The sequence below is a fragment of the Pseudomonas sp. SID14000 genome, from assembly GCF_002165135.1.
GTDB lineage: Bacteria > Pseudomonadota > Gammaproteobacteria > Pseudomonadales > Pseudomonadaceae > Aquipseudomonas.
The window spans coordinates 202,573-215,929 of sequence record NZ_NFZQ01000004.1; the positions used below are offsets into that span (position 1 = coordinate 202,573).

A 13,357-nucleotide genomic window follows, 5' to 3' on the forward strand; every position below is an offset into this window, starting at 1 on the left:
CTGCACCGGCCAGGCCTTAACTGCCGCAGATCTGAGACAGCATGGAGAAAGACAGTTGCTTGTGTTTCTAACGATAAACAAGGCCTGGTCCAACTGAAGAAACCCGCTTGCTCGACATGAGCAAGCGGGCCTGGGTCTACAACTCGCAGATCAGTTGAACATCTGCTTGACGTTGTTCATGGCTCCGTCCGCAAACCCTTGGAGAAATGCCTGGAAAGCTGGCAAGTCTTGCGCCGTACCGGTATGAGGCTCTCCGATGATCGTCCAGGTGGCGATTGCCTGGCCTATCCCCTGCTCCTGGACCTCCATGCACGCCCAGAGATTACCGATGTTCAGCGATGTGTAGATCAACGACCAAGTCATGACCATCTTCTGATCGTCATGGGTGTTGAGTTGCTCGATCACCACATTGCCATCCTTGAACAGCTTCTTGCGTACGGAACGTACACCAGAACCGGTCATTTCAATGTGCGAAAGGGCCGGAATGAATACGGGGAAACCGGCAAAGTTACCCACGATATCCCAAACTTTGCGAGCATCTGCATTGATCGTGACGCTGGCTACGACAGGCTCGCCAACCGGGTTCTTGATCAGGGTATCGGGTTCGAAATTTTGCATGTTCAACTCCTTTGAGTGGTTAGATGAAATCGATTTCCTTGAGGAACTCGCAGCCCCGGCGCAACAGGCTCGGGCTTTTGGCCGGATACTCTTCGCCCATGTTGTTTACACCGTGCCAGGCGTTGCCGTGTTCGATCATCGAGATGTCGCCAATGTCTTCCTCGAAGCCGTTGAGGTAGAACCCGACCACACCGAACAATGCGTTACCGCTGTCAATGGTCGACAGCCGCTTTTGCCAGCGACTGACAGGCACCATCTGGAAGTCGTGCCCCATGAGACGGAACGTTTCCACGTAGTTGTCCCAGCTCAAGGGTTGTGGGTTATGCAGGTTGTAAACAGCGCGTGCACTGTTGTGACGGCTGGCATGGAAACCGATGAAGCGCGCCAGGAAATCAACCGGCATCAGATCGAAGTTCAGCGACAACTGCGGCACTTCCTTGAGTTGCAGTGAACCTTTGAGCATCAGCATCAAACGGTTCTGGTGCGGCTGGCAGACGCCGGTGCGGGTATTGAAAGCGATGTTCCCAGGGCGGTAGATGTTTACCCTCACCCCCCGCTCGCAGGCATTCCACAGAATACGCTCGGCTACCCACTTCGAGAGGTTGTAGCCATTGCGAATGTAGATCGGCGGCGTTGCTGCCGGCGGTGTTTCAAGCACCCGGCCTTGAGCGTCCACGCTGCTTGAGGCCGACAGGGTGGATATGAAGTTGAAGATCTTCTTGCTACGTCCTTCGCACAGCTTCAGGCATTCAACCACCGGTGCCACGTTGTCCTTGACGAGCGACTCGTAGTCGAGCACATGGTTGACGTTGGCGGCGTTGTATATCAACGAGCCGTAGTCGCGATCCAGCCGATCGTAATCTTCGGCGCTGAGCCCCAGGCGAGGCTGGCTGATGTCTGCCGCCAGCACTCGGACGCGGCTCATATCGAGGTTTTCAAGGCGGTTGTCGACCAGGGCCTGGGCGAAGCGCTCTTCGGCCGAGCAATCCGCTGACGGACGCACCAGACAGGCGACCTCGCTGGTGCCAAGTTCAAGCAAGGCCTCGACGATATGCACGCCCAGGAAACCATTGGCCCCAGTGACTATGACCTTGTGCACATCTCCCTGCTCGCTGAGCGGCAAGATGTCGAGCTCGACACTGAGATTGGCGTCCGCCAAGGCCTGGGGGCTGACCACCGCATCGGCTGCCGCATCCTGCGCAAGCAAGCGGTCAAGGTTATTGAGCGTGGGCTTTTCGATGAAGCGATTGATCGAAACACCTTTGCTGAACGCCTCGCGAATGTCCATGAGCATGCGCGAAAGCAGGATCGAATGGCCACCAAGGTTGAAAAAGCTCTCGTCCAGTCCGATCTCGTCTGCATCGATTTCCAACAGGTTCGCCCAGATACCTAGCAAGCGTTGCATGCTCGGCGTGACAGGCTGCTTGCGCTCATGGCGCTCGCGAGCGTCGTCAGGCATCTGCCGCAAGGCCTTGCGATCGACCTTACCATTGGCTGTGGCTGGCAGAGTATCGAGCTGACGCCAATATACCGGGCGCATGTAGTCCGGCAGATGGCGCTCGGCATGAGCTTTCAACGCTTGGGCAGCGCTCTGCGCATCCAAGCTGCGCGGCTCGGCAAAAAACGCCAGGATACGTCGCTGGTCATCGATGACCACTGCTTGCTGGACGAACAGGTTGCTGCTGCGCAGAACATGCTCGATTTCTTCAGGTTCCACACGGAACCCTCGGATCTTCACTTGGTTGTCCAAGCGCCCGATGATCTCTACTCCATGGTCGCCCCAGCGCGCCAGATCACCCGTGCGGTACAGACGCTCGCCCTGCAGGCCACCACTGCCGGTCAGATAACGCTCCTCGGTGGCACTGGAATTGTTCAGGTACCCCAGCCCCACACCAGGCCCGGCGATGTGGATTTCTCCCACCTGCCCCTGAGGCACGGGCAGGCCCTGCTCGTCCAGCAGATACAGCCGCGTATTCGCGATAGGCAGGCCCAATAGACGATTAGAGTCCCCCGGGCGCATCACCCGGCAGGTTGCGAGCACCGTCGTTTCGGTAGGCCCATAGATATTGTGAAGGCAGCAATGCTCACCCAACCCATCGATGACATGCGGTTCACAGACGTCGCCACCGGTAATCAGATGCTGGATGCCGTGCAGGCTCTGCAGAGGCATGATGCTGAGCAACGCCGGCGGCAGAAAGGCGTGGGTGACCTTCGCCTGCCCGACCAGTTGCGCAAGGGCTAGCGGGTCACGCCGTTGATCCTCATTGGGGACCACCAGGCAACCACCTTCCAGAAAAGTGGGGAAGATGTCCAGCATCGATGCGTCGAAATTGATGGTCGAAAACTGCAAGGCGCGAGCCTGTGGCCCGAGCTCGACATGCTCTGCATACCAGGCGCAGAAATGGCTGATGTTGGCAACCGTCAGCAGCACCCCCTTGGGAGCCCCGGTGGTACCGGAGGTGTATATCGCCACGCACGGGCGCTGGCCCTCCCAGCTACCGCGCAGCAGCGATTGGCTGGCCGAAAGCGCTATCGCATCGTGACCATCGATACCCTGATGTACGGCACTCAATTGGTCGACACGCAACCCTCGGCAAGCTGCAGGAGGTGCCACGCGATCATCATGAATCACGACGCGTGCCTGAGCGTGCTCGACAATCAGCGCCCGGCGTTCGGCAGGGTGTTGTGGGTCAAGTGGCAGATACACCGCACCACAACCGAGCACTGCCAGGATCGAAGCATAGAGCGCCACACCCTTGCCCAACGCCACAGCTACGACTGCCTGTTCACCAGCATCGACCAACAGCGGCAGCAGCCGCTCCTGGATCGCCACGCTCATCGCATGCAGTTCACCGTAGCTGACGTAGTGACCATCTACCAGCAAAGCTGGCGCATGTTGATGTTCACGCAGGCTGGTAGCCAGACGCTGGATGAACGGAACACCTGCCGCCCGGCTCAGCGCAGCCGATGCACTCATGTTGCAGCGATGGGCAAAGGCCAAGGTATCCAGAGCACCCAGGCCTGCCAATGGCTTCGGCTCATTGGGCAGCAAGCGGTACTGGCTGAAGTACGCGTCGCTGCGCGAGTAGCCACTGACATGAGCGGTGGTGGCCTCAATCATCTCCTGCAAGGCTGTGGCCACAAGGTCGGCGCCATTGCCCGAAACATCCGCCGGTATTTCCAGGCGCTCCAGGCATTGCCATGTACCGTTGCCTTCGCGGGCAAGCAGTGCCAGTTGCAGGTCCTGGAGCGGATCATCCAGACCGTTGTCGACAACCCGAAGCGCGACTTGCCAGGTGTTTCTCGACTCTGGCCAGCTTGCAAGCGTCCCATCATCGATTACCAGGTCCGACGCGTGGAGCTGCCAGTGATCGAAGCTGGCCGCCGTATCCAGCAGATGAGGTTGGTGCCCCATCAGCCGGAGCTCGTTCGCCAGGCGCACGAGCCCCTGGCTGCTCCCGCAGAGCAGAATTTCTAGACGTCTCATTGGAGTTCCTTCCTATGAAGTCAAAGCCGGTAGGCGGCAAGCGCAGTCTTCACGACTGGATCCTCGAGCATCGTGCTCGTTTGGAAAAACCGCATGATGTTGCCCACCAGGGGGTGCCCGGCAGTGATTGGGAAGTCCATGGCTTCGACTTCCTGACGCAGCGCCGTCTTGACCTGCTCCGTTGTGTCCAGCTGTTCGATTAGCGCTAGATCGAAGGATTTCTGGATGTCGTTGGTCAGGTAATGGCTCAGGAACAACGGCAGGATCGAAGCGATGGTGGCGCGATCCTCTGGTGAAGCGCTGTTCCAATAGATTTGCGTCAAACGTGCCCAGAAGCTCGAGTGACGTCCCTCGTCAGCCAGGTGATCAGCCATCAGCCCTTTGACGGACTCCTTGACGGTGTCGTCGCGTGCAAACGCTGCCACATCATTGGTCAGCGTATTTTCTGCTACCGCCACACAAATCAGCTCCACTGCGGCCTTCAAGTGCTCCGGGGCCATTTCCATGGCTTTGGGAATCGAACGGCTGAGCTCGATCTCCTGAGGCAACGCTATAGGCGAAATACCTGTCAGCTCGATAGTCTGCTGCAAGTAGTCCATGGCCACCAACGCGTGGTAATCCTCATCCACCACCACAGTCATGGCGTCGTAGCGGCAGGCAAAAGGAAAACGGATGGGGAAGTTATCCTTGGCAATACTGCGTGCCGTCTTGTCAACGATCTCGGTCTCGAAAATGACCACATCATTAATAAACTTGTAGAGACTTTGCACCAAAGCAAATTCCTGCAAGTGCGGACACTTCTCCATAAATACAGCACTGGTGACCAGCGGTTGACGACTGGTGGGGTAGATTAACTTTTCGTCGTCCTCCACCGTCCGCCGCGGCCGCGTGCGAATTGTTGCTCGTCGCTCCCAGACTTCGGCGAACGACTGATATTCATGTGCGTTCATCTCGCTTCGTCCTGCCGATCAATAGTAATGGACCTCGAACAGCAGGCAGCCATCTTCCGAATGGAACGGGCCATGTTCTGTGTGGGCCGCGCGAAAGAAATAACTGCCCTGCCCGTAGGTTTTCTCAGGGCGGCCTGGGGCGGCATGTTCGGTCTGATCACCTTCGATCAGATAAACTTCTTCGTGATAGTCGTGGGTGTAGATTTCACGTGTGCCACCACCGGGGGCGAAGCGTACAAGGCGCGTGCGGATACCGGTGCGAGTCTTGGCATCCAGGGTGTCCTTGAACACCGTGAGGGTGATGCCGCGCTCGCTGCTTACCTGCTGCCAGTTGGCCTGATCCTGCTCAATGACCTCGAACTTCATGCGACACACTCGGCAATTTGCGCGGCCATCTCGGCGCGCAGATCGTCCCAGAGCAATTGGCGGCTTGCCACGGCATCGATGGCTGCCGCATACACCTCCTGCTGGCGCTGAGGGTCGCCCTGCACAAGGCGGTCCAGCAGTTTTTCGGCGGCCGGGCCATGATCATCGGAGTCGACATCGATGTGCCGCTGCAGGTAGTAACGGAAGGTCGGAGCCTGGTCGATACCAATATCCCAATCATCAAGGATGGTCTGGAACATGCGCGGAATCACACTCTCCCGGCCATGCAGGAAGGCGGCAGCTACCTCGTGAGGCTTGGCATTGATGGCCGTTTCGATGGTGTTGGCGACAAAACGTACCGCCGCCGGCGACGCATGGCAGTGGTGTAGCGCCTCCTTGAGGTCCATGCCGCCACGCAGCAGGCGAACGAAATGCTCGATGCGCTCTGTGCTGGCGCCAATCTCGTGCATGGCATGCAGATATAGCTCGAAGTGACTGTAGTGCCCACCCTGCAGGTTCTGGTCGGACTCCTCGCCAAGCACGATTTCATTGATCAGGTGTGCTGCTGCCGGGTCGGATGGCGGAAGCCAGGGGAGCTGCGTACAGGTCAACTCTTGCTGCAATCGCTTGGTCAGCGACATGAAGTCCCAAACGGCGAAGACATGCGTTTCCATGAATGTGCGCAGGACTTCCAATGAACCAATTTCGGCAAAAATCGGATGTTTCCCTAGTTCGGCTTTCTTGCTTTCAAGAACGGCTTTCTGGTCGGACATGCTTACCTCTTTCATAAGGTCTTAGTTGACGAGAGCTGTATTGTTTTCAAGTTTTACCGCACCTACCGGACCGGCCCGAAAAAAACTAAGCCATGGATACTTACAAATCAATAGTCATTCAGATTAAATTTGATCACTCGTATTTATATACGGGCACCACAAAACGGCAACTTATAAATAAGTCGCCTCATCGCATACTACCCACCCGCAAACTCAATTACTCAGACTGAACATTCCATTCCAATCACCTTGAATTCCTTTTGCTTTCTACTTTCAGTTCATCCGTTGTGCTCGCAACACCATCGCCGCCACCGCACAGCCGAGCAGCGCCAGGCAGGACACATAAAACGCATCGCTATAGGCCATCAGGTAGGCTTCACGCCTGATGGTGACCGCCAGCCCCTCGAACATCTGCTGCTGAGACAACCAGGTCTCCATGGCCTGATTGATGCGCTCCTGCAAGCCGGGGGAAAATACCGTGACATGCTCGTGGATGCGCTCGCTGTGATATCGCTCTCGGGTTGCCACGATCTGCGTCAGCCCGGCGGTACCGATTGCACCGCCGAGGTTGCGCAGCATGGAAAACACAGCCGAGGCCGATCCAGCTTCACGCTTGTCCAGCCCAGCTACCGCCAGTACTGACAGCGCCACCATGATGAAAGGCTGGCCAATACCACGAACCACAGTCGACGGGATGATGATGTTGTCGGCACTGTCCGCCGTCAGGCTCGCCCCCATCCAGCAGCCGAGGGCCATGATCAGAAAACCGCTGGCAACCATGAACTTCGCACTGGTCCAGCCCATCAGCCGCGGCATCAAAGGCGCCAGCAAGAGTTGTACGACGCCATAGGCAATCAGGGCCACGCCAACGTCCCGGGCGCTGAAACCCTGTAGTTGGGAGAGGTAGTTCGGCACCAGGAATACCAGGCCGAAAGTGGCGCCACCGAAGATGAACATGGCAATGCTGGCAACACCAAAGTTGTAGTGTCCAAGCAGTCGCAGGTTGATGAATGCCCGCTTCCCATAGAGCTGCGTGACAACGAACACGACCAAGGCGATGCCAGCGACGACGGACATACCCAGGATGAAGCGCGAACCGAACCAATCCAGTCGCCCACCCTCCTCCAGAACGATCTGCAGGCCTCCCAGGCCAATCACCATGGCCACGATCCCGAGCCAGTCTCCCTGGCGCAGCAGCCCCAGCTTCATCGGCTTGGCTTCGATAGACCAGGCAATGGCGGCCAGCAAGGCGATGCCCGGGAACAACTGCAGGTAGAAGATCCAGCGCCAGGAGTAGGCATCGGTCAACCAGCCCCCTATGGAAGGGCCGGCAGCCTGTGCAACGCTGTTGGCAAGACTGAACAGCGCCATGCCCATGGCCATTTTGCTGGCCGGCAGCTCGGTAATGATCAACTGAAAGGACAACGGAATCAGCACTGCGCCTGCCGCCCCCTGGATGACCCTGATAATGATCATGGTTTCAAGATTGGGCGCCCATGAACAGGCGATCGACGCCAGCAGGAAGATGAACGAACCGGTCCACATGACGCGGCGCATCGAGAACACCTCCACCAACCAGGCCGTCAGCGGGATCATGACGATTTCCGCGACCAGGTAAGCGGTCGAAATCCACGACCCCTCCTCGAAGCTGGCCCCCAATGAGCCCCTGATTTCCGGCAGTGCTGCACTGGTGACATGCACGTTCATACCGGCCATGAAGCAGCCGAACAAACCACCGATCACCGCCACCCACGCCCGCAGCGATACCGGTTGCTCACTGCTCATGGCCAGGCTCCGCAGGGCGCGTGTCGACGGTGGTCACCACAGACATGCCTGGCAAGATCTGCATCCCTTGCACGGGTTGGTCGAGCAGGATGCGTACAGGGAAGCGCTGGACGATCTTGGTGAAATTGCCGGTTGCGTTGTCTGAAGGCAACAGGGCGAAGACATTCCCCGACGCTGGAGAGAAGCTGGCAACTCGGCCGGTCAAGGTCTGGCTGGAATAACTGTCGACACTGATGCGCACTGGCTGACCGACGCGCATGTGGGTGAGCTGGGTTTCCTTGTAGTTGGCGACTACGTAGGTGTGCTGCAACGGGACCACTGCCAGCATCGGCTGGCCTGCGACCACGTGCTGTCCAGCCCGCACCCGGCGCTGACCGACGACACCTTCGATAGGTGCGCGGATCAGCGTGTCCTGTTCATCCTGGCGGGCCAAGGCCAACTGCGCCTGTGCGCTGGCCTGGGCCGCCGACTGCTGTTCAACCGCAGCGCCAGCATGCACCGCCTCGGCCTTGACGATCGCCAGTTGCGAACGTTGCTCGCTCAGTTTCGCCTGTGCAGCCTGCAAGGCTGCATCCGCCTGGATGACTTTGGCGCTGGCGGCCTCCAAGCGTTGAACCGTCGCTGCACTGTCGCGCACCAGACCTCGATAACGTTGCATATCCAGATCACTACGACGGCGCTCGGCTTGCGCGCTCCGTACCGCCGACTCCGCTTGCACGATGGCTTGCTGCTGTTGGTCGATACGCTCAACCGCCACTCGCTGCATGGCTTGAGCGGCCGCAAGGGCAGCTTGAGCCTCAGCGACCCCGGCCTCTGCCTGTTCACGACGCGCGCGATAATCCCGATCCTGCAGACGTACCAGCACATCACCAGCCTTGACCGGTTGATCGTCCTCCACCTCAACCTGGGCGACATAGCCGCCCACGCGCGCGCTCAGCGCCACCCAGTCGGCGCGCACATAGGCGTCATCGGTGGTTTCCAGATAACGGCCAGTGTTGAACCAGTAACCCGTGCCCCCCAGCACCATCAGCACCCCGATACCACCACCGACCATCCATGCCAGGCGCCGCCGGGCGCGCTTGCCATGTGGGGCATGGTCCAGCTGCGCGTCAGCCGCGGGCAGCGGTTTTTCAACGGCTACATTCATGGTTGCATTCCAGTATTGTTTTCATGTCCCGTGCCCGAGGCCGACGAAGGCTGCCAGCGCCCCCCCAGGGCCCTGAACAGATTGATTTGCGCACCGGCGAGTCGCCCCTGTGCCTCGACATGCCGGGCCCGGACACTGATCAAGTCACGCTCGGCATCAAGCATCTGCAACGCATCCACGGTACCGGCCCGATAGTTGTACTGCGCCAGATCGAAGCCGCGCTGGCTGTGCGCCAGGGCCGCGCCCAGCGCCTGCGCCCGCTGCCGCTCACCATCGAAACGGGCCAAGGCCTGGCGTACGTCCTTCAGCGCCGTCAGCGCCACTGCGCGGTAATGCGCCACCTGTGCCTGCTGCAACGCACGGGCCTTGCTCAACCGTGCCCGGTTGGCCTGGATGTTGGGGAACTCCCAACTGATAAGCGGGCCAATGCCAAACATCACCGAGCGACTGTCGCCCAGATTGGAAAGATGATGATCGGAAGAGGTCAAGGAGGCGCCAAAACTCACTTTCGGATAAAGATCGGCCTTGACGATGTCGACTTCCAGAGCGGCCGCCTGCAACTCGCGCTCTGCCTTGCGAACATCAGGGCGACGCTCCAGCAAGTGCCAGCTATCACCACTGGGCAACGGGGCTTTGAGGGTTGGAATGTGCTGGCAGGCATCAGCCTTGGCGACGAGCGCTGCCGGCTCCTGGCCGCTGAGCATGCTCAGTTCGTACTGTGCCATACGCCGGCGCGCCTCAAGCATCGGCAGTTGCGCTTTGACCTGTTCGCGTAGCCCCAACAGGCGAACCCCATCCAGTTCGGTGGCAAGTCCGGCCTGACGTTGGCGGTCACTCAGCTGTACGCTGCGCTCGAGGGTCTGCAACGACCGCCGTGCTTCTTTTATACGCACACCATAAACGCACTGGTCAACGTAGGCGCGAGTGGTCTGGGTAACCACCTGCAGACGCACCAGCTCCATGGCCTCACGTGTCGCCTCAGCCTGGACCCGAGCCCGTTCGATCGCGTTGCGCACTTGCCCCCATATGTCGACCTGATAGGCCAGCTCGATACCGGGGTTGAACTCCCATTGCGAAGGCGCATCGCTGTCAGTGGCCTCTGCCAGCGTCTGGTCATCTGCACTCTTGCCGTAGGTAGCGGCAAAACTCATCACAGTCGAGGGCCAACGCCTGGCATCAAATTCACCAATCCCGGCAAGCATTGCACGGACATTGGCATCGGCTTGGGCCAGGTCCTGGTTGTGTGCCAGGGCTTGCGTCACCCAGCTGTTGAGGAGCGGATCCTGGTACAGCTCCCACCAACGCTCCACCGCGGGCTGGTCACTGACACCAGTGGGCAGATCCATGAGTGCATCAACTGACGGTGACACAGAAGAAGAGGCAAACGGCGAATGGTCAACGCAGCCCGACAATACGGACATCAGGCCAACGGCAGTAAGCAATCTGGTCAACGGAGAGGATCGCGGTACTTGCATCACAGAAATCGCTTCAAGGAACGTGATGCCAGCTTAGCGGCGCAGCGCTGGTGGTTCTGCCGCCAGCAGGACAACCATGCGCGCAACCGGGACAACTTTGCCAGGCAGCGAGCAGAGCGTTGCCGCCCTGCTCGCAATCAGGCTCAATGCACGCGCGGAATGGCCGCCTCCTGCAGACCAACCTGCCAGTCGCTGGGGGTATAACCATGAATACGCTTGAACACAGCTGCGAAAGCGCTGGCGCTCTGGTAACCGTGCTCAAGGGCCACGCTCATGATCGGCAAGCCGTCAGCCAGACGAAGCTGGCTAAGCATCATCCGGGCGCGGGCCCGCCACTCGCCATAGGACATACCGACCTCACGCTGGAACAGCCGTGCGACACTACGAGCACACATGCTCAACTGCACCCCGCACTGCTCGAGCGTCAGCTCCTGGGAGGGCTCATCGAGGAAGTGCTCGCACCAGGCGCGTAGCCTTGCATGCTCTGGCATCGGTACATAAGCATTGATACGCTGAGCCGCTTCCAGCTCGCGCTGAATGAGCGCACGCACATGTTCACCCAGACACTCATCGCGCTGCCCCAACATTTGTGACGCTGCCAGAATCAGCTCGCGCAACAAGCCGGAAACAGCGATTACCTGGCAGTGATCGACCCTCGAACTCAGCAACAAGGTCCGCACAGACACGTCCCCCACCATGCGCATCTCATGACTGACACCAGCCGGCACCCAAAGCGCCTGGCCACATGAGATAACCCAGTTACCAGCATCGCTACACACACGCACGACACCGTTTGCGGCGTAGATCAACTGATCCTGTGCATGACAGTGACTACCCACGACTTCAGCATGCGCATAATCCATTCCCAATGCTTCCATGCACTATCCCCTCAAGCCGTGGCGGTCATGCTATTCACAGTATTGAGCAAACCCAGGCGCGTGGCACGGCAGACAGCACTCACCACAGCCTTGAGCGATGCCTGGAGTGTGCTGCCGTCCCTACCCACGCCAAACAGCAACTGGTTGTTGACACGTATCTCGATGTAAGCGATCGCTTCGGACTCAGCACCATCGCGCACAGCGTGCTCGTGGTAATCGGCAATATCGAAGACCAGACCTTGCTGGGCAAACGCATGGACCAGTGCAGCCAATGGGCCGTTGCCCTTGCCAGCGAGCGCCAGGCGTTCACCGTCGACCACCAGTTGAGCGTCAAGGTAAGTGCAGGCTTCGTCAGTGGTGACCATAGGGTGCAGCAAGGCGTATGGATTACCCTGCTCCAGGTAATTTCTGGTGAAGCACGACAAGATCATCTCGCTGGTGATCTCCCTCCCTTCACTATCGGCAACCTGCTGCACCAGCCCGCTGAACTCCATCTGCAAGCGGCGCGGCAGGACGATACCATGCTGCTCCAGCAGATAGGCCACACCACCTTTGCCCGACTGGCTGTTGACCCGGATGACGGCCTCATAGCTGCGCCCCATGTCGGCCGGATCGATCGGCAGGTACGGAACCTCCCAGAAACCGTCGGGGTTTTTCTGCCGATGGGCGAAGCCTTTCTTGATAGCATCCTGGTGAGAGCCAGAGAATGCCGTGAACACCAGTTCTCCCGCATAGGGATGACGCGGATGGGTCGGCAACTGGTTACAGAACTCGACCTCACGCTGGACGTGGATGATGTCGGAAAAATCCAGCGCTGGACTGATGCCACTGGTATAGAGGTTCATAGCCAAGGTCAGGATATCGACATTACCGGTTCGCTCACCGTTGCCGAACAAGGTGCCCTCGACCCGCTCGGCTCCTGCCAGGCAAGCCTGCTCGGCGGTAGATACCCCGGTGCCACGGTCATTGTGCGGGTGAACACTGATGATCACGCTGTCGCGCTTGCGTACATGCCGGCAGAACCATTCGATCTGGTCGGCGAACACGTTGGCGGTCGAAACCTCCACGGTGGTAGGCAGGTTCAGGATCATCTTGTTGGTAGGCGACGGTTCGAATACATCGATCACCGCTTCACAGATTTCCAGACCGAAATCGAGTTCGGTGAAGCAGAAGGTTTCAGGTGAATATTGGTAAGTCCAGTGCGTCTGCGGATTGGCCTGCATCAGCGCCTTGATCTCCCTGGTGGCCTGAGTGGCGATGTCGATGCAACCTGCCCGATCCACGCCGAACACCACATCACGAAATACGGGAGCCGTTGCGTTGTACACATGAACGATGGCCCGTGGCACCCCCTTGAGCGCTTCGAAGGTACGTTCGATCAGGTGAGTACGGGCCTGAGTCATGACCTGGATAGTGACATCCTCGGGGATACCACCGCTCTCGATCAGTTCACGCACATAGTCGAAATCGGTTTGCGATGCTGCCGGGAAACCCACCTCAATCTGCTTGAAACCGACCTTCACCAACAGGTCGAAGAATCGACGCTTGCGTTCGGCGTTCATCGGCTCGATCAGTGCCTGGTTACCGTCCCGCATGTCGACGCTACACCAAGTGGGAGCGACCTTCTGGACCCGATTGGGCCATTGGCGGTCTGGCAGGTCGACTGTGGCGAAGTGGCGATATTTACTTGAAGGATCCTTCAACATCATGGCGGCTTTCTCCTATGCCAGTGCACACCCTGTAGTCGCCCGTAGAGGGCAAGAGCAAACATTGGATCCAATTTACACCATGCCAGGCTTAAGTCGATTGCGTTTTTCAGCATAATCCAGCCTGATAAAGACCAAATATTGTGATTATTTTTATAAAATTGGCGTTTAA

Annotated in this window: 10 protein-coding genes; all 10 read right to left on the reverse strand. The window is 58.7% G+C overall.

Annotation, left to right across the window (positions count from 1 at the left end):
* Positions 1-150: 150 nt before the first annotated feature.
* Positions 151-618, reverse strand: a complete 468-nt coding sequence (locus CAY82_RS07835) for an SRPBCC family protein (protein ID WP_087500703.1) — start codon at positions 616-618, stop codon at positions 151-153.
* Positions 619-637: 19 nt separating this feature from the next.
* The gene (locus CAY82_RS07840) at positions 638-4,105 is read right to left on the reverse strand and encodes an amino acid adenylation domain-containing protein (protein ID WP_087500704.1); all 3,468 of its coding nucleotides are present in this window, start codon (positions 4,103-4,105) and stop codon (positions 638-640) included.
* Between the two features lie 20 nt (positions 4,106-4,125).
* On the reverse strand, positions 4,126-5,055 hold the full coding sequence (locus tag CAY82_RS07845; RefSeq protein ID WP_087500705.1) for a diiron oxygenase: 930 nt from the start codon (positions 5,053-5,055) through the stop codon (positions 4,126-4,128).
* A gap of 18 nt (positions 5,056-5,073) precedes the next feature.
* A complete protein-coding gene (locus tag CAY82_RS07850; RefSeq protein WP_087500706.1) occupies positions 5,074-5,421 on the reverse strand; it encodes a DUF4437 domain-containing protein in 348 nt (115 codons plus the stop codon).
* On the reverse strand, positions 5,418-6,194 hold the full coding sequence (locus CAY82_RS07855) for a DUF3050 domain-containing protein (protein ID WP_087500707.1): 777 nt from the start codon (positions 6,192-6,194) through the stop codon (positions 5,418-5,420). Before CAY82_RS07855 ends, CAY82_RS07850 begins: the two co-directional genes overlap by 4 nt.
* A gap of 273 nt (positions 6,195-6,467) precedes the next feature.
* The gene (locus CAY82_RS07860) at positions 6,468-7,979 is read right to left on the reverse strand and encodes a DHA2 family efflux MFS transporter permease subunit (protein WP_087500708.1); all 1,512 of its coding nucleotides are present in this window, start codon (positions 7,977-7,979) and stop codon (positions 6,468-6,470) included.
* Positions 7,969-9,126 carry an HlyD family secretion protein gene (locus tag CAY82_RS07865; RefSeq protein WP_087500709.1) on the reverse strand — a complete coding sequence of 386 codons (1,158 nt, stop codon included), beginning with the start codon at positions 9,124-9,126 and terminating at the stop codon, positions 7,969-7,971. The genes CAY82_RS07860 and CAY82_RS07865 overlap by 11 nt, the downstream gene beginning before the upstream one ends.
* Positions 9,123-10,601: an efflux transporter outer membrane subunit gene (locus CAY82_RS07870; RefSeq protein ID WP_256576237.1), complete on the reverse strand. Its 1,479-nt coding sequence runs from the start codon at positions 10,599-10,601 to the stop codon at positions 9,123-9,125. Before CAY82_RS07870 ends, CAY82_RS07865 begins: the two co-directional genes overlap by 4 nt.
* Before the next feature lie 143 nt (positions 10,602-10,744).
* Positions 10,745-11,479: a helix-turn-helix transcriptional regulator gene (locus CAY82_RS07875; RefSeq protein WP_087500711.1), complete on the reverse strand. Its 735-nt coding sequence runs from the start codon at positions 11,477-11,479 to the stop codon at positions 10,745-10,747.
* A gap of 11 nt (positions 11,480-11,490) precedes the next feature.
* A complete protein-coding gene (gene leuA / locus CAY82_RS07880; RefSeq protein ID WP_087500712.1) occupies positions 11,491-13,188 on the reverse strand; it encodes a 2-isopropylmalate synthase in 1,698 nt (565 codons plus the stop codon).
* Positions 13,189-13,357 lie beyond the last annotated feature (169 nt).